This window comes from Roseibium sp. AS2, from assembly GCF_038900065.1.
Classification (GTDB): domain Bacteria; phylum Pseudomonadota; class Alphaproteobacteria; order Rhizobiales; family Stappiaceae; genus Roseibium.
In genome coordinates this window covers 13,947-31,378 of record NZ_JBBMQN010000012.1, presented here as the reverse complement: position 1 = coordinate 31,378, position 17,432 = coordinate 13,947, and the positions used below count along the sequence as shown (strand labels likewise).

Genomic DNA, 17,432 nt, shown 5'->3' with positions numbered 1-17,432 from the left:
TTACTGCGAGGGCGCTGCCTGCCGGCGGGCAAGGCGCGGCCTGAAAAATCCATGCACCGCCTCCGCCATGGCGTTGGCCATACGCGCGCGCCATTCATCCGAAATCAGGAGTTTCTCGTCGTGCTCGTTGGACAGATAGCCCAGTTCCACCAGCACCGAAGGAACGTCATGCGCCCGCAGCACGCGGAACCCGGCCGAGCGGTGCGGATTGTTGATCAGCCGGACGGCGCTTTCCAGTTCGCTGACCAGCGTGCGCGCGAAATAGACCGAAAACGACCGCGTCTCCCGGCGCGCGAGGTCCAGAAGGATGTCCGTGACCTCCGTCGGCTCCTCCGCCAGTTCCACCCCCGCGATCACGTCCGACATGTTTTCGGACGCGGCGAGATCTTCGGCGAGCTGGTCGGACGCCTTGTCCGATATGGTGTAGACGGTCGCCCCGCGCGCGAATTTCTGGCCCCGGCGCACCGAATCCGCATGGATCGAGATGAACAGGTCGGCCTCCAGCTCATGGCCGATTTCCACCCGGCGCAACAGCGGTATGAATGTGTCGTCGTCACGGGTCAGCTGGACGTTGTATAGGCCGCTTTCGTCCAGTTTCTCTTTCAGCAGCTTCGCGAAATCCAGCACGATCGCCTTTTCCAGCGCACCGTCCACGCCGGTCGCGCCGCTGTCGATGCCGCCATGGCCCGGATCGAGCACGATCAACGGTTTGTCGCTGTCTTTTTCGGCAGTCAGCTTGTCGCTCTTGGGAGCGGACGTCTTGCTGCTCTTTGCCTTTCGGGCGCGCGAGGTTTCCACGAATTCATCGAAATCCTCAGCCGAGGCGCGCACCAGATCCACCACCAGGCGCGCCGGCTGGTCGTCGACCGCGGGAAGGAAAAAGGTCTTGTCGACCTTGACCGGCCCGGTCAGGTCCATCACCACCCGGGACTTTCCGACCGCGAACAGGCCGAAACGCCAGTCCGCGATCAGACCGCGCCCTGTCTTGCCCGAATCGGTGGCAATGGAGAAGGCCACTTCCGGCAGGTCGATGATGAGACGATAAGGACTGGCCAGCGCCGATATGGCGGGCGTGACCTGACGGTCCATGTCCAGCACGAATCGGGTCCGCGTGTCGTCCCCAGCTACCCTTGCGCCCGTGATGACGGGCTTCTGCGACTGCGCGCCGGCAGCGACCGGCAGCATCGCGAACCCCGCAGCAAGCACAACCAGAAGGGCGCAGGAGCACCGAATCCGGTGCAACACGCCTGTCCGGACAAGGGTTACCTGCGGTTTCAGAAAGTTAAACAATTCAGTTATTCCGGCCAATGCGCTTGCAATCCCTGCGGCTGAACCCGCCGCCAGCCTCGTCTTATGCTATCCGCCACCGCTGTAAAATGCCCTGTCGAATTCACATGCTTGCAATGCGGAGCGTCGGATCGTAATAGTACCTTACGGATTTAGGTTCGAAACCGATACCTTCTCCGATGGCGAACATGGGTGTCTATCCACAACGTCATCACGTTCCCGGACTTCCAAACAACAGAACAGAGGCCGTTCTGTTGCTTCATGACGGATCTGGAACGCAAGGGAAAAGGATATCGGCGCCTCTTCGAGACCGCCCCGCCTCGCAACGTGATGCCCTGACCATATGGCAGTTTTTCCGGCGAGGCTCGCGGCGGACATCAAGAACGAACCATTCCGGAACCGGATGCAGATCAGGCGGACAAGCCCATCTGCATGCCGACATAATTGGTACAACGACTTAACTAAAGGGCCTGCGTTGCCCCGAAGGACCCGCGCGATGCACATGGTGATCGACATAAAGCAAGGAACCGCCGAGGCGGCCGCTTGTGTTGATCATACGACCGCGCCGGGCGCAGACGCCCTTTCATTTCTTAGCAAATCAAGTACGGCAGCCATCCTCCTTTCGGGCGAGGCGCGTTTTGCATACGCGCCCATGCGTGCTGCCGTGGAGACGTTCAATAATGTCAAACAAAATGCTGATAGACGCGGGCCACCCGGAAGAGACCCGGGTAGTCGTCGTGCGTGGCAATCGGGTTGAAGAATTCGACTTCGAGGCAGCGAACAGAAAACAGCTGCGCGGGAATATCTATCTAGCCAAGGTCACGCGCGTCGAGCCGTCGCTCCAGGCAGCTTTCGTCGAATATGGCGGCAACCGTCACGGGTTCCTGGCCTTCAGCGAAATTCATCCCGACTATTACCAGATCCCTGTTGCAGACCGGGAAGCGCTGCTCGCCGCCGAGGCCGCCGACCGCCAGAAGGATGATTCCGACGCGGACGAAAAGCCGAAGCGCCGGCGCCGGTCCCGTGCCGCGAAGAACGAGGCCACCGAATCGGTTGCCAGCGAAAAGGTCGAGGACGACACCTCCGAAGCGACCGACGAAACGGACGGCTCGGACACCGAGGCAGCCGACAGTGCCGAAGACGGCAACGATGCGGCGGGTGAAGACAAAGACAACACCAGTGACGCGGCCTCCCCGGAAGACGAAGACGACGCTCCGGTCAGGTCCCGCAGCCGGCGGCGCCGTCGCCGCAACGACGAGGACGACGAGCCGGACTCGGACGACGATGCGGTTGAATCGGTTGGTGCCGAAGACGCGATGGAAGAGGTTCCCGAGCGTGTCGTGCCCATGCGCAAGCATTACAAGATCCAGGAAGTCATCAAGCGTCGCCAGATCATCCTGGTCCAGGTGGTCAAGGAAGAGCGCGGCAACAAGGGTGCCGCTCTGACGACCTACCTGTCCCTGGCCGGCCGCTATTCCGTGCTGATGCCGAACACGGCGCGGGGCGGCGGTATTTCCCGCAAGATCACCCAGCCGACGGACCGCAAGCGCCTCAAGACGATCGCTTCCGAACTCGAGGTTCCGGAAGGAATGGGCGTCATTTTGCGCACCGCGGGCGCCAGCAGGACCAAGGCTGAAATCAAGCGTGATTTCGAATACCTGATGCGCCTTTGGGAAAATGTTCGCGAGCTGACGTTGAAATCAAGCGCCCCGAGCCTCGTCTACGAGGAAGGCAGCCTGGTCAAGCGATCCATCCGCGATCTCTACAACAAGGACATAACGGAGGTTCTTGTCGCCGGGGATGAAGCCTATCGCGAGGCCAAGGACTTCATGCGCATGCTCATGCCGAGCCATGCCAAGAACGTGCAGCCCTACCGGGATCCGTCGCCGCTGTTCATCCGCTACGGCGTCGAGCCGCAGCTCGATGCGATGTTCTCTCCGCAGGTGACACTGAAATCCGGCGGTTACATCGTTATCAACCAGACAGAGGCTCTGGTCTCGATCGACGTCAACTCCGGCAAGTCGACCCGCGAGCACAACATCGAGGACACCGCGCTTCAGACCAATCTGGAAGCTGCCGAAGAGGTCACCCGGCAACTGCGCCTGCGCGACCTCGCCGGCCTCGTGGTCATCGACTTCATCGACATGGAAGAGTCGAAGAACAACCGGTCGGTGGAGCGCAGGCTCAAGGATTTCCTGAAAAACGACCGTGCCCGCATCCAGGTCGGCAGGATCTCTCATTTCGGCCTCTTGGAAATGTCGCGCCAGCGAATCCGCACAGGTGTTCTTGAGAGTTCCACCACCCCCTGTCCGCATTGTCAGGGCACCGGCATGATCCGGTCCGTGGAATCGGTTGCGCTTCATGTGCTGCGTTCGATCGAGGACAACCTTCTGAAAGGTGCATCGCACAACCTGATCATCCGCACGACCACCCAGGTTGCGCTGTATATCTTGAACCAGAAACGCACGAACCTTGTCGATCTCGAGACCCGTTTCGCGATCGAGATGGAAGTCCATGCCGACGAGATGGTCAACGGCCAGCTGTACGTTCTGGAACGCGGTGCTCCCGTCGACCGGGATCGGGTTCCGGCCCCCTCGCCGATTGTGCAGCCCGACACCATCGAGATCGACGACGTCGAACCCGAGCAGCCCGAGATTTCCGAAACCCCGCAGGATGAGGAAACGGATGGCGACGGCCGCCGCCGCCGCCGCCGCAGGAAGCGCCGGAAAAGCGGCTCCGACAGTTCCCAGGATGCCGGTGACGATCAGCAGAACGGCGCTGACGGCGAAGACGGCGACACCGGCGATACCGCCGACGCCCAGCCGCAGGAAGCCTCCGCTTCGGAAGAGGACGGGTCGGACGACGAACCGCGCCGCAAGCGCCGCCGCGGCCGCCGTGGAGGTCGCCGTGGCCGCCGCAACGGCGAGAACGGTGACGGTCTGGCTGCCGATGCCGACAACGGCAACGAAGACACGGCAGGCGAAGGTGGCGACGCGTCCGCCGACGCAGGTCAGGAACCTTCCGAGCCGGCCGCCGCCGAAAACGGAGACGGCGCGGCTGAGCAGGCAAGTGAAAGCCAGGCTGCGGCGGACGAAACCGGTGCACCTACGGAAGTCCTGGAGACAGCCGCAACCGCGGATGACAGCGTGAGCGAAGCCGCTTCCACGGACGACACCGGACCCGCCGAGGAGGCCCCTGCCAGTGCCGATGAAGCGCAAGCGGACGCCACACCCGTGGAGACCGCGGTTGAGGACAATGCAGCCGAAAGCGACGCTGAGGCTGCAAGCACCGCTGAGGACACGCCGGCATCAGAAAAGACGGTTGCAGCCGAGCCCGCCAGCGCGGAATCCGAGGCACCTCCCGCAGCACCGGCGGAACCGGTTGTGACCAGCGAATCGTCCGCCACGGACGAGGAAGACAAGCCCAAAAGGGGCGGCTGGTGGCAGCGCGGACGATCCTTCTTCTGATCGCTCGACACCAATAAATGAAAAAGGCGGCTTGCGGGCCGCCTTTTTTTTTGATGCGTCACTCTGACGGGCTGAGCATGCTCTACGAGAGAAATTCCGCGAGCCGGCCCAAGGCTTCCTTCATGTCGTCATGCGCCCCCGCGAATGAAAACCTCAGATAATCATGTCCGTGCACCGGATCGAAATCGACACCGGGCGTGGCGGCAACGCCTGCGTCGTGAAGCATCTGCCGCGCGAAGGCCAGACTGTCGGTGCTGAACCGGCTGATATCCGCATAAATGTAAAAGGCGCCATCGACCGGCAGCAGCCTGTCCAGGCCGATGCCGGGCAGACCGCCCAGCAGCAGATCCCGGTTGGCCGCATAGACCGCTTTCACCGCTTCCAGCTCCTGAACGGAACCCAGAGCCGCGGTTGCCGCGATCTGGGACAGTTCCGGCGGCGAGATATAAAGTGACTGGGCGATCCGTTCCGTCGGCCGGACCAGTTGTTCCGGCAGCACCATCCAGCCGATGCGCCAACCGGTCATGCAGTAATATTTCGAGAAGCTGTTGATGATGATGACATTTTGCGAGGTTTCCAGGGCTGTCTTCTGCCCATCCGCGTAGTCCAGGCCATGATAGATCTCGTCCGAGATGAACCAGATGCCGGCGTCATCGCAATAGCAGACCAGATCCTCCAGCGCTTCGGCCGTCATCATCGTCCCCGTCGGATTGGCCGGGCTTGCCACCAGCACCCCCTTGACCGGTCCGTCCGCCTGCGCCTTGTCGAGAAGGTCCGGCGTCAGGCTCCAGCGCGTTTCCGCACCCACCTCGATTTCGACCGGAACGAGGCCGAGCGCCTTCAGGATGTTGCGGTAGGCGGGATAGCCGGGCGCCGTCAGAACCACCCGGTCTCCGGGATCGAAGGCGGAGAGGAAGGCAAGATTGAAGCCGGCTGACGATCCGGTCGTCGCCATGATCCGGCCGACGGGAACATCAACGCCATATGTGCGCTTGTAATGACCGGCAAGCGCCTGGCGCAGGGGGGCGATGCCGAGCGCTTCGGTGTAACCGAGACGCCCGTTGTCCAGCGCCGCGCGCGCAGCGGCCAGCGCGGCCGAGGGGGCGGGCGCCGAAGGCTGACCGACCTCCATGTGGATGATCCTGCGTCCCGCCGCCTCCAGTTTCGCCGCCTCGGCAAGGACATCCATCGCGATAAAGGGCGCGACATCGCTGCGCCGGGAAGGCTGAAAGTCGGTTCTGGTCATGGGATCCTGCGCAAGCGGCTGTGATTGACGTCCCCCTATCGCGAATTTTCAAGACCGATGCAATGCGCTTGGCCCCGCTGCCAGCAAGTTCGGCAAAGTGCCCCCTGCCCGCTGCAGCAAGTCTTCGTGTTGCCTGGCCGGAATTCTTGACCCCGGCCGCGTGTGTCCATACCTTCGCCACACAGTTGTGTGTTTGGATAGGCTTTCAGGGCGTCCGGCCTCAACAATATGGTTGTTCTGGCGGAGCGAATGGCGAAGGCACCGCTGGCCTTGAGACCGGTCCGCTCGCCGCGTCCTCCGGTCTTGGCGGACGGGTCCCGGAGCCCGATAGGAGAGTTGCAAAAGTGCCAAATCTTGTGCCAGCGGCCCATCAGCCCGGACCGGGTCGCAGCTTCCGCCTTGTCCGCAAAAGCCTTGCCCTCGCCTGCACGCTGGCGCTGGTCCTGCCTTTGGCCGTGTCTCCGGCGAGCGCGCAGCGCAGCAAGCTGCCCCTGGTGCGGGATGCGGAAACAGAAGCACTGCTGAAAGATTACGCCAAACCGATCTTCAAGGTCGCGGGCATTTCCAATTCCGAACCGCAGATCATCCTGGTCAACGACAAGAGCTTCAACGCTTTCGTTCCCGACAGCAGGCGCATGTTCATCAATATCGGCGTCCTGATGGAAGCAGAGGCGCCGGGCGAGGTCATCGGCGTGCTCGCGCATGAAACCGGCCACATTGCCGGCCGGCATCTGGTACGCCTGCGCGCCGCGGCCGCGAACGCCCAGATCATGTCGGTGATCGGCATGATCGTGGGCGCCGGTGCCGCGGCAGCGGGCGCGGCGGCCGGCTCGAGCGATGTCGCCGGCGGTGGCGGCGCCCTCATCATGGGGTCAGGGTCCGTCGGAAAGCGGTCCCTGCTTTCCTATCAGCGCGGCGAGGAAGCGGCGGCCGACAGGGCCGCGCTCAAGTATCTCAACGCCACAGGCCAGAGCGCCCGCGGCATGCTGAGAACCTTCCAGCGCATGTCCGAACAGCAGATGTTCACGCGCAAATACGCCGATCCATACGCACAAAGCCATCCCATGGCCCAGAACCGCTACAACGGTCTGTTGAACGAGGCGCAGAAGTCCAAATATTTCAATCAGCCCGATGACTATGTGCTGCAATACCGCCACGAACAGGTCCGCGCGAAACTGTTCGCATTCACAAGCCATCCCTCCGCGACATTGCGTGCCTATCCGCGCAGCGACAAGAGCCCCGCCGCCCAATACGCGCGTGCCATCGCTGCAATGAAGAGTCGGGGTAAGGGCGCCGTGAAAGAGATCGATGCCCTGATCAGGGTCCAGCCGAACAATCCCTACTATTATGAGCTCAAGGGCCAGGCACTTCTGGAAGGCGGCGATCCCAAACGGGCGATCGCCCCGTTCCGAAAGGCCCTCTCCTACAAGCCGAACGAGCCTCAATTCCTGGTCTGGCTCGGCTACGCCCTGGTGGCAGCCAACGTGAAATCCTATTTGCCCGAGGCCGAACGGTTGCTGAAGAAGGCGATCCAGCGCGATCCGAATTCGGGGGTAGCCTACTCCCAGCTGGCGATCGCGCACGGCCGTCAGGGAGAGCGCGCGGAAGCCGATCTGGCCACCGCGAAGGGGCTGATGGTCACCGGAGATTTCCTTGCGGCCAAGCGTTACGCGGCACGTGCTCAAAAAAGTTTGAAGCGCGGATCGCCCGCATGGCTTCAAGCGGATGATATTGTGGCGTACAACGCACCTAAACTGCCGAACCGACGATAGATTCTGTGACACGCACGGTGTGGCGTAGTCGAAACATGAAAACGCTGCTCCAGGAGCCCTTGATGACCTATTCCACCAATTTCCTGCGGTCCGTGACCGCGCCGGTCCTGATGCGCATGATCACGGTTTGCGCCCTCTTCCTGTCCGTTCTGGCCGCACCCGCTGCCGCGCAGGACGTTGACAAGGGCGCAATCGAAAAGATCGTGCGCGAATATCTGCTGGCCAATCCGGAGGTGATTACCGAAGCCCTGACGGAGCTTGAGCGGCGCGAACGCGAGGCGGCCGAGGCCGCGCGTGTGGCAACCCTGTCCGACAGCGCGGACATCCTGTTCAATTCCACGCGCCAGGTCGTGCTCGGCAATCCGCAAGGATCGGTCACCCTCGTCGAATTCTTCGACTACAACTGCGGCTATTGCAAACGCGCCTACGGGGATATGGCCAGACTGATCGAGCAGCACCCCGAGCTGAAGGTCGTGCTCAAGGAGTTCCCGGTGCTGGGCCAGGGGTCCGTCGAGGCGGCACAGGTGGCCATCGCCGTGAATTCCGTTGCCCCGGACAAATACGGCGAATTCCATGAAGCCCTGCTGTTGAGCCGCGGCCAGGCAAACCGCGCCAGCGCCCTGGCGGCGGCGACCGCCACCGGCATCGCGGAGGATGACCTGCTCGTGGCCCTGAAGACGGACGTGGCAGGCGAGACCATCGAGGAAGTCTACGCGCTGGCCAACCAGCTCGGCCTGACCGGAACGCCTTCCTACGTCATCGGCAATGATGTCGTCATGGGCGCCGTGGGCTATGACCAGTTGAACCAGAAACTCGACGCCCTGAAGAATTGCGGTCAGACGACCTGCTGACCAGGGGCCTTGCCTGCCTGAGCTCCCGGCCGATGGCGGAGGAAAATCCGGCCGGCCGGGCGCGGCCGGCGTGGAACGGTCTCCGGTGCGCAAGACAAATTCCGGCTGGGGCCCGCCCGGGAATCCGGTGTCATGCGGCGTTGACCTGTTGGAAACGCCGGAACCTCGATGTCAACGGGAAATCGGGGGTTTTCCTGTTCCCATTGAATCCCTATAAGGAGCGAGGCCCGTCTTCCCCGGAAGACGGGCAAAGATCTTTGTCCGTCCGAAAAGAGGCGGAGCGAGGAACGCGGTATTACCGGCGTGCTCCGCTCCGGATTGGCCTGTCCGACAGTCCCATCCGGAGCGGACGGGACACCCCGCCATGCGAGGCAGCGGGCCTCGCGGATGCGGACCGACCGGGTTGCCTGCGGACCGTAGTATGAGAGCCAAACGATATTATGCGCAATGATAACAAGAAATTCGACACGGCCCTGATCCGGGATCTCGCCGTCCTTCTGGATGAGACGAATCTCAGCGAGATCGAGCTGGAACAGGGTGACACCCGCATCCGCGTGGCCCGGCAGATATCGATCAGTGCACCGGTCAGCATGGCGGCACCGGTTGCCGCACCGGCAGCCGCGCCCGCCGCCGCCGCGCCTGTCGCAGCCGCCCCCGAACCGGTCCAGGCTGGCGCAACCGTCGCCTCGCCGATGGTTGGCACCGCCTATCTGTCTCCCGAACCTGGCGCGGCCGTTTTCGTTCAGGTCGGTGACAAGGTCACCGAAGGTCAGACCATCCTGATCATCGAGGCCATGAAGACCATGAACCACATTCCTTCGACAAAGGCCGGAACCGTCAAGCAGATCCTGGTCGACGATGCCCAGCCGGTGGAATTCGGCGAACCGCTCATCATTGTCGAGTAAGGAGCCGCTGTGGCCATGTTTTCCAAGATCCTCATCGCCAATCGCGGCGAAATCGCGCTGCGCATCCTGCGCGCCTGCAAGGAGCTCGGCATCTCGACGGTAGCCGTGCACTCGACCGCCGACGCCGACGCCATGCATGTGCGCCTGGCCGACGAAAGCGTCTGCATCGGACCGCCCGCTGCCCGCGACAGCTACCTGAACATCCCTCAGCTTCTGGCGGCCTGCGAAATCACCGGCGCCGATGCTGTCCATCCGGGATACGGGTTTCTTTCCGAGAACGCCCGCTTCGCGGAAATTCTGGAAGCGCACAATATCGAGTTCATCGGCCCGACCGCGGAGCATATCCGCATCATGGGCGACAAGATCGAGGCCAAGAAGACCGCCAGGGACCTCGGCATTCCGGTTGTTCCGGGCTCCGACGGCGCCGTCACCCCGCAGGACGACGCCCATGCGATCGCCCGCGAGATCGGCTATCCCGTTCTGGTCAAGGCCGCTTCGGGCGGCGGCGGACGCGGCATGAAGGTGGCCCGCACCGAGGCTGATCTCGACACCGCGCTGTCCACCGCACGCACGGAAGCCAAGGCCGCCTTCGGCGACGACGCGCTCTACATGGAAAAGTATCTCGGCCAGCCGCGTCACATCGAGATCCAGGTCCTGGGCGACGGCAAGGGCAATGCGGTGCATCTGGGCGAACGCGACTGCTCGCTGCAGCGCCGCCACCAGAAGGTTCTGGAAGAGGCTCCCTCGCCGAGCCTCAACGCCGACCAGCGCCGGCAGATTGGCGAAATTGTCGCCAATGCCATGCGCAAGCTGAAGTACCGGGGCGTCGGCACCGTGGAGTTTCTCTACGAGAACGGCGAGTTCTTCTTTATCGAGATGAACACACGGCTGCAGGTCGAACATCCGGTCACCGAAATGATCACCGGCATCGATCTGGTCAACGAACAGATCCGCATCGCCGCCGGCGGCTCGCTCGACATGACCCAGGAAGACATCCGCTTCGAAGGCCATGCGATCGAGTGCCGGATAAACGCCGAGGATCCGGTCACCTTCATGCCGTCTCCGGGCACCATCACCTATTACCACACTCCTGGCGGACTGGGCGTGCGGGTCGATTCAGGCGTCTATCAGGGCTACAAGATCCCGCCCTATTACGACAGTCTGATCGGCAAGCTGATCGTTCACGGCCGCAATCGCGTGGAATGCATGATGCGCCTGCGTCGGTGCCTGGACGAATTTGTGGTTGACGAGATCAAGTCGACTATTCCGCTTTTCCGCGATCTAGTGGACAATCAGGACATAGCGAACGGTCAGTACGACATTCACTGGCTGGAAAAATACCTGGCTGACAAGTCGTCGAACTGACCGAAACCGGCGAAGGGGCCCGCCCCTTCCCGCCCGGACGGTGGGCATCATGGCTGGATACAAAGATGACATCGTGATGGAAATCACGCCGCAGGTGCTGCTCAAAGCCTATGCCTGCGGCCTGTTTCCCATGGCCGAATCAGCAGAAGAATCCGGCCTTTTCTGGCTGGAGCCGGAACGGCGCGGTGTCCTGCCCCTCGCCGATTTCCACGTGCCCAGGCGGCTCCGGCGCACCATCCGCAACGACGTTTTCGAAATCCGCATCAGCACGGATTTTCAAGGGATCATCGACGGCTGCGCGGCCCCCAGGCCCGGCCGCCAGAAAACCTGGATCAACCGGGAAATCCGGCATCTGTACGGCGAGTTGTTCGAGATGGGGTACTGCCACACGGTCGAGGCCTGGCAGGACGGCGCGCTTGTCGGCGGTCTCTACGGCGTCAGCCTGAACGGCGCCTTTTTCGGCGAAAGCATGTTCGCCTTCAAGACCGACGCCTCGAAAGTCTGCCTGGCCCATCTGGTTGCCCGGCTGGTGGCCGGTGGCTATGCGCTCCTGGATACCCAGTTCGTCACGGATCACCTCGGCACCTTCGGCACGATCGAGGTCACCCAGGCCGAATACAACACCCTGCTGACGGACGCCCTCAAGCTGGAGACCGACTATTACGCCCTGTCGCCGCACGCCGGTGGCGAAGAGGTGCTGGCGGTCCTCGACAACCGTAAGGTTCGGTGAACAGCTCCATCTGAGCTGCAAACAGTGCGTGAAAACAAAAGCCCCGTCACTTGGCGGGGCTTTTTCAATTCATGTGTCGCCGGCGTCCGGATCAGTTGCCCGGCGTCCAGGCCTCGTAGTCACCGCTGACTTCCGGGCGTTCTTCCGGTGTCAGGATCGACCCGTGCGGACGGTAGGCTTCCGGCGTGCCGGTGTGGTTCGGCTCATGCGGCTTCTGCCAGTGCTTGGCGTGATAGGTCTCATCGACGGGCGGCGTGTCGACGCGGTGATGCATCCAGCCGTGCCAGCCCGCGGGAATGGTCGATGCGTCAGCGAGACCGTTGTAGGTCACCCAGCGCTTCTTGCCGCCGCGTTCCCTGTAATACTTGTTGCCGAATTCATCCTCACCGACAAAGTCGCCCTTGCGCCAGGTGAAGAAGCGCGTGCCCATGGTCTGGCCGTTCCACCAGGTGAACAATTCAAGCAGCAGTGTTTTCATGGCCCCTTAGAGGTCCCTTGATTTCAGGTCGCAAGGCTCCGCGCCGGATTTGCCGGGCGGAATTTCGCGGACTATGGCGCCAACGGCCGCATCTGTCCAGAGTTTGCTCCCCAGAAAAGCGCCGCGTACGGCCACCCGGCAGGACCTCAGTGCGGTTTCGCGCCCTTGACGGCGGCAAAGCCGGCCTCACGTATGTGTCTGGCCGCCGCCGAGTGCACCTGTCGGGACTCAGTCGTGCCGGCCCCGGCCGGAATGTCCGGACCGCCGGACTTCGACTCGAACGCCGCCTCGACGGCCCCGTCCAGTTCAGCGCGCTTCTGGGTGGCGATTCGGTGATGCAGGCGCGCGCCCGCCAGCGACTGCATCTTTTCCGCCTGGTGGTCCAGGGTCTTCTGAATTCCATAGATGTTGTAGAAGCCGGATTGCTCCAGGATCATCGGACGGTCGTCGTTCAGGATCCACTTGAGCCGCTTGTAGAGCGTCGACGGCGAGACCGGTTTCACCAGCACATGATGGGCCCCCGCCCGCAAGGCCTTGTCCACCAGGGGGCGCGTGCCATGCGCCGTGACAAACAGCATCGGCACGTAGCACAAGGGCTCCATGTGCCGGTGCCGGACCAGGCGCAGGAACTGGTAGCCCGAGGTCGGCGCCATGCGCCAGTCGGTGAGAATCACATTGGGCGGTTCGGCGAGACTCGCCTCCAGGGCTTCGTCGACCCCGTCGAAGACCCGCACCCGGGAGACCTTGAAGCTCGACAGAATCGAACGCAGAATCGTCTGCATCGGCTTGCTGTCTTCCACGACGACAACATCGATGTCTTCTATCGCAAGACCGAACGCGGCGTGATGTTTCATGAAATGCGGCCCCTTTCCCCGGACATTTCCCTGCCCCGTCCGCACTAAACCAGACCCGGCTTAAACCCGCTTGAAACCGGTCCGCGCCATTTTCTTCAAATTTTCATAAAATGCGGTCTATTCTCATCCACAGGCTTTGGCGGAACCGGCTGCGGCATCCCTTCGCCGGGAAAGCAAGCGCTAATTTCCCCAAGGTTCGGCGGACCCCGCCGGGCTCCCCGCTATCCACACCAGCACACAATATTTTGCGTTTGCCCACAATGTGAGCACTAGCTGTTGTCACTCACGCCTTGACCTTAAGAATTCATTTACCTTAGTTTCCTAGTCATTGAGATGGGCGTAGGCGGATCCCGTCCCGGGCTCTCCGGTCATCCAGAAACCACCAGTTCATGCGTACCGCTCCAGGATTTTTCCAGAATCCGGGAGACGGATTTTTGTGTGCCGGCTTTCCGGCGTATGGCGTGACAAACCTGTTGATGACCACTATATATAGTGGACCGAATCACGTGAAACGCTACATACAGACTCAAGACCTGTAGCAGACAGGACGACATCCGGTGACGAGGCAGGCTTTCAGCGCCACGCCGGGTGAGATGCGGACGAAAGTCCGGTTCCAAGCGAACCGGCCGGAATTTGATAAGGGGACAGTGAGAATGCGGATCGAGCGGCGCTATACCAAAGAAGGTCAATCGCCTTACGCAAGCATCGAATTCCGGAACGCGACCAGCGAGATCCGGAATCCGGACGGGTCCATTGTCTTCCGCCTGGCGGACATTCAGGTGCCGACCCAGTTTTCCCAGGTCGCCTCGGACATCCTCGCCCAGAAATATTTCCGCAAGGCCGGCGTGCCGGCGAAGCTGAAGGCCGTCGAGGAGAACACCGTCCCGTCCTGGCTGTGGCGCCACGAGGCCGACCTGGCCGCTCTTGAAAAACTGCCTGAAGACGAGCGCTACGGCTCCGAGATCGACGGCCGTCAGGTGTTCGACCGACTTGCCGGCACCTGGACCTACTGGGCCTGGAAGGGCGGCTACTTCGACCAGGAAGCCGATGCCCAGGCATTCTACGACGAACTGCGCTTCATGCTGGCGACCCAGAAGGTGGCGCCGAACTCCCCGCAGTGGTTCAACACCGGCCTGCACTGGGCCTACGGCATCGACGGCCCGGGCCAGGGCCATTTCTATGTCGACTTCCAGAGCGGCAAGCTGACCAAGTCGAAGAGCTCCTACGAGCACCCCCAGCCCCATGCCTGCTTCATCCAGTCCGTCGGCGACGACCTGGTCAACGAAGGCGGCATCATGGACCTGTGGGTGCGTGAGGCGCGCCTGTTCAAATACGGCTCCGGCACCGGCTCCAACTTCTCCCATGTGCGCTCCGAGGGCGAACGGCTCTCCGGCGGCGGCAAGTCCTCCGGCCTGATGAGCTTCCTCAAGATCGGCGACCGGGCGGCCGGCGCCATCAAATCCGGCGGCACCACCCGCCGCGCGGCCAAGATGGTCGTGGTCGATGTCGACCATCCCGACATCGAGGAATACATCAACTGGAAGGTCAAGGAAGAGCAGAAGGTCGCGGCCCTCGTCACCGGTTCCAAGGTCTGCCAGAAGCACCTGTCCGCCATCATGCGCGCCTGCATCAACTGCGAGGCGGACAACGGCGACTGTTTCGACCCGGCCAAGAACCCGGCCCTGAAGCGCGAAATCCGCGCCGCCAAGAAGATGATGGTGCCGGACAACTACATCCAGCGCGTCATGCAGTTCGCCCGCCAGGGCTTCACCAAGATCGAATTCCCGGTCTATGACACCGACTGGGACTCGGAAGCCTACCTGACCGTCGCCGGCCAGAATTCCAACAACTCCGTGCGTGTCACCGACGGCTTTCTCAACGCCGTGACCGACGACGGCACCTGGGACCTGACCGCACGCCGCACCGGCGAGACCCTGAAAACGGTCAAGGCCAAGGACCTGTGGGAGCAGATCGGCTACGCCGCCTGGGCCTCCGCCGATCCGGGCCTGCAGTATCACACCACCATCAACGACTGGCACACGTGCCTGGCCGACGGCGAGATCCGCGCGTCAAACCCGTGCTCGGAATACATGTTCCTGGACGACACCGCCTGCAACCTGGCGTCCCTGAACCTGATGCAGTTCCGCAAGGACGACGCTTCCGTCGACATCGACAGCTTCGAACACGCCGTGCGCCTGTGGACCATGGTTCTGGAAGTCTCCGTGCTGATGGCCCAGTTTCCGTCAAAGGAAATCGCCGAACTGTCCTACAAGTTCCGCACCCTGGGCCTCGGCTACGCCAATATCGGCGGCCTGCTGATGACTTCCGGCATCCCCTACGATTCGGACGAGGGCCGCGCGCTCTGCGGCGCCCTGACCGCTGTCATGACCGGCGTTGCCTATGCGACCTCCGCCGAAATGGCCGGCGAACTCGGCGCCTTCCCGGGCTACAAGAAGAACGCCAAGCACATGCTGCGGGTGATGCGCAACCATCGCCGCGCCGCCTATGGCGAGACCGGCGGCTATGAGGACCTGAACACCGCCCCGGTCGCCCTCGACCATGCCAACTGCCCGGACAAGGTGATCGTGGAGCGGGCCAAAAAGGCCTGGGACCGCGCCCTGGAACTTGGCGAGCGCAACGGCTACCGCAACGCGCAATCCACCGTCATCGCCCCGACCGGCACCATCGGCCTGGTCATGGACTGCGACACCACCGGCATCGAACCGGACTTCGCCCTGGTGAAGTTCAAGAAGCTGGCCGGCGGCGGCTATTTCAAGATCATCAACCGCGCCGTTCCCGAGGCCCTGTCCAGGCTCGGCTATTCGGAAAGCCAGATCGCCGAGATCGAGGCCTACGCGGTCGGCCACGCCTCCATCGACCAGGCGCCGGCGATCAACTCGGCGGCCCTCAAGGCAAAGGGCTTCTCCGACGAGAGCCTTGAAAAGATCAAGGCGTCCCTCGGTTCCGCCTTCGACATCAAGTTCGTCTTCAACCGCTGGACGGTCGGCGACGAGCAGATGGCAGCCCTGATGGTTCCGGAAGAAAAGCTGAGCGACCCGGCCTTCGACCTCCTGACCCACATGGGCTTCACCAAGGCCGAGATCGAGGCCGCCAACACCCATGTGTGCGGCGCGATGACACTGGAAGGCGCCCCCTTCCTGAAAGAAGAGCATTACCCGGTGTTCGACTGCGCCAACCCGTGCGGCCGCATCGGCAAGCGCTACCTGTCGGTGGAAAGCCACATCCGTATGATGGCCGCGGCCCAGCCGTTCATCTCCGGGGCGATCTCCAAGACCATCAACATGCCCAACGACGCCACGGTAGAGGACTGCAAGGAAGCCTATCTGCTGTCCTGGAAGCTGGCCCTGAAGGCCAACGCGCTCTACCGCGACGGCTCCAAGCTGTCCCAGCCGCTCAACGCCCAGCTTCTGGCCGATGACGACGAGGACGAGGACGACACGGTCGAGGACATCGCCGCAAAGCCGCAGGCCGCGCGCGCCGAGGTCGTCGCCGAACGCATCGTGGAACGGATCGTGGAGCGGGCCATCCGCGAACGCGAGAAGATGCCGGACCGCCGCAAGGGCTACACCCAGAAGGCCCGCGTCGGCGGCCACAAGGTCTATCTGACCACCGGCGAATACCAGGACGGCCGTCTCGGCGAGATCTTCATCGACATGCACAAGGAAGGCGCCGCTTTCCGCTCGCTGATGAACAATTTCGCCATCGCCATCTCGCTCGGCCTGCAATACGGCGTGCCGCTGGAGGAATATGTCGACGCCTTCACCTTCACAAGGTTCGAACCGGCCGGCATGGTGCAGGGCAACGAGGCGATCAAGAACGCCACCTCGATCCTCGACTACATCTTCCGCGAGCTGGCCGTCTCCTATCTCGGCCGCCATGATCTCGCCCATGTGCCGCCGGAAGCCATCGGCAACACGGCCATGAGCACCGGCCCGAACGAGGGCCGCGGCGACGACGGCAGGACCGGCGGTCACGTGGTCTCCCACGGCCTGGTGCGCGGCCAGACCGAGCGCTTCCGCCTGGTCGCCAGCGGCGAGCCGGCTGGCGAGGCCACCGAGGCAATCGCGGTCCAGACCACCAGCACCCCGGCGGCTCAGGTTTCCGCCGTCGCCACGGCGTTTTCCCGCGGCTCGGAAGCCGCCGCCGCGGTGGAAATCACTACCTCCCCGGCCCCCCAGCCCAACTCGGCCGCCCAGCAGATCGCCCAGGCCCGCATGAAGGGCTACGAGGGCGAAAGCTGCTCCGAATGCGGCAACTTCACCATGGTCCGCAATGGCACCTGCCTGAAGTGCGACACGTGTGGCGGCACCAGCGGGTGTAGCTGAATAGGGGAGGGCAACTGTCCCGAGTCGCATAGGATGGGCAATTTAGGCCAATAAGCTGCTCAGAACTAAAGAATCCGGGCGTCTTCGGGCGTCCGGATTGAACAAAGCAAGTGCAGGCAAAAGCCTCACTC

11 protein-coding genes are annotated in these 17,432 nt (G+C 62.7%); 7 read left to right on the top strand and 4 right to left on the bottom strand.

The window, feature by feature from the left end:
• A complete protein-coding gene (locus WNZ15_RS25315; RefSeq protein ID WP_342895832.1) occupies nt 1–1,185 on the bottom strand; it encodes an N-acetylmuramoyl-L-alanine amidase in 1,185 nt (394 codons plus the stop codon).
• Between the two features lie 782 nt (nt 1,186–1,967).
• Here WNZ15_RS25315 and WNZ15_RS25310 point away from each other — a divergent pair.
• Nucleotides 1,968–4,754 (top strand): Rne/Rng family ribonuclease, encoded by a 2,787-nt coding sequence (locus tag WNZ15_RS25310; RefSeq protein WP_342895831.1) that lies wholly within the window; start codon nt 1,968–1,970, stop codon nt 4,752–4,754.
• 82 nt (nt 4,755–4,836) lie between these two features.
• Here the strand turns inward: WNZ15_RS25310 and WNZ15_RS25305 are convergent, their stop codons facing one another.
• Nucleotides 4,837–6,000: an aminotransferase class I/II-fold pyridoxal phosphate-dependent enzyme gene (locus WNZ15_RS25305; RefSeq protein ID WP_342895830.1), complete on the bottom strand. Its 1,164-nt coding sequence runs from the start codon at nt 5,998–6,000 to the stop codon at nt 4,837–4,839.
• A gap of 344 nt (nt 6,001–6,344) precedes the next feature.
• Between WNZ15_RS25305 and WNZ15_RS25300 the strand changes: the two genes are divergently transcribed.
• From WNZ15_RS25300 to aat, 5 genes are all read left to right on the top strand, one after another.
• Nucleotides 6,345–7,772: a M48 family metalloprotease gene (locus tag WNZ15_RS25300; protein ID WP_342895829.1), complete on the top strand. Its 1,428-nt coding sequence runs from the start codon at nt 6,345–6,347 to the stop codon at nt 7,770–7,772.
• Nucleotides 7,773–7,834: 62 nt separating this feature from the next.
• Nucleotides 7,835–8,623 carry a DsbA family protein gene (locus WNZ15_RS25295; protein WP_342895828.1) on the top strand — a complete coding sequence of 263 codons (789 nt, stop codon included), beginning with the start codon at nt 7,835–7,837 and terminating at the stop codon, nt 8,621–8,623.
• A 440-nt stretch (nt 8,624–9,063) separates the two neighbouring features.
• Nucleotides 9,064–9,528, top strand: a complete 465-nt coding sequence (gene accB, locus WNZ15_RS25290; protein WP_342895827.1) for an acetyl-CoA carboxylase biotin carboxyl carrier protein — start codon at nt 9,064–9,066, stop codon at nt 9,526–9,528.
• A 15-nt stretch (nt 9,529–9,543) separates the two neighbouring features.
• Entirely contained in the window at nt 9,544–10,893 is a 1,350-nt protein-coding gene (gene accC / locus WNZ15_RS25285) for an acetyl-CoA carboxylase biotin carboxylase subunit (RefSeq protein ID WP_342895826.1), read from the top strand.
• Nucleotides 10,894–10,942: 49 nt separating this feature from the next.
• Complete coding sequence (gene aat, locus WNZ15_RS25280; RefSeq protein WP_342895825.1) at nt 10,943–11,623, top strand: leucyl/phenylalanyl-tRNA--protein transferase; 681 nt, start codon at nt 10,943–10,945, stop codon at nt 11,621–11,623.
• Between the two features lie 91 nt (nt 11,624–11,714).
• Here aat and WNZ15_RS25275 read toward each other — a convergent pair whose 3' ends face one another.
• Both WNZ15_RS25275 and WNZ15_RS25270 read right to left on the bottom strand, forming a co-directional pair.
• The gene (locus tag WNZ15_RS25275) at nt 11,715–12,101 is read right to left on the bottom strand and encodes an NADH:ubiquinone oxidoreductase subunit NDUFA12 (RefSeq protein ID WP_342895824.1); all 387 of its coding nucleotides are present in this window, start codon (nt 12,099–12,101) and stop codon (nt 11,715–11,717) included.
• 146 nt (nt 12,102–12,247) lie between these two features.
• Nucleotides 12,248–12,955 carry a response regulator gene (locus tag WNZ15_RS25270; RefSeq protein WP_342895823.1) on the bottom strand — a complete coding sequence of 236 codons (708 nt, stop codon included), beginning with the start codon at nt 12,953–12,955 and terminating at the stop codon, nt 12,248–12,250.
• A 653-nt stretch (nt 12,956–13,608) separates the two neighbouring features.
• Between WNZ15_RS25270 and WNZ15_RS25265 the strand changes: the two genes are divergently transcribed.
• A complete protein-coding gene (locus tag WNZ15_RS25265) occupies nt 13,609–17,301 on the top strand; it encodes a vitamin B12-dependent ribonucleotide reductase (protein WP_342895822.1) in 3,693 nt (1,230 codons plus the stop codon).
• Nucleotides 17,302–17,432 lie beyond the last annotated feature (131 nt).

Excerpts from the sequence above, each read along its gene's own strand:
- WNZ15_RS25315 (WP_342895832.1), bottom strand. The coding sequence starts at position 1,185 with ATGCTGCCGGTCGCTGCCGGCGCGCAGTCGCAGAAGCCCGTCATCACG.
- WNZ15_RS25310 (WP_342895831.1), top strand. The coding sequence starts at position 1,968 with ATGTCAAACAAAATGCTGATAGACGCGGGCCACCCGGAAGAGACCCGG.
- WNZ15_RS25305 (WP_342895830.1), bottom strand. The coding sequence starts at position 6,000 with ATGACCAGAACCGACTTTCAGCCTTCCCGGCGCAGCGATGTCGCGCCC.
- WNZ15_RS25295 (WP_342895828.1), top strand. The coding sequence starts at position 7,835 with ATGACCTATTCCACCAATTTCCTGCGGTCCGTGACCGCGCCGGTCCTG.
- accB (WP_342895827.1), top strand. The coding sequence starts at position 9,064 with ATGCGCAATGATAACAAGAAATTCGACACGGCCCTGATCCGGGATCTC.
- accC (WP_342895826.1), top strand. The coding sequence starts at position 9,544 with ATGTTTTCCAAGATCCTCATCGCCAATCGCGGCGAAATCGCGCTGCGC.
- aat (WP_342895825.1), top strand. The coding sequence starts at position 10,943 with ATGGCTGGATACAAAGATGACATCGTGATGGAAATCACGCCGCAGGTG.
- WNZ15_RS25275 (WP_342895824.1), bottom strand. The coding sequence starts at position 12,101 with ATGAAAACACTGCTGCTTGAATTGTTCACCTGGTGGAACGGCCAGACC.
- WNZ15_RS25270 (WP_342895823.1), bottom strand. The coding sequence starts at position 12,955 with ATGAAACATCACGCCGCGTTCGGTCTTGCGATAGAAGACATCGATGTT.
- WNZ15_RS25265 (WP_342895822.1), top strand. The coding sequence starts at position 13,609 with ATGCGGATCGAGCGGCGCTATACCAAAGAAGGTCAATCGCCTTACGCA.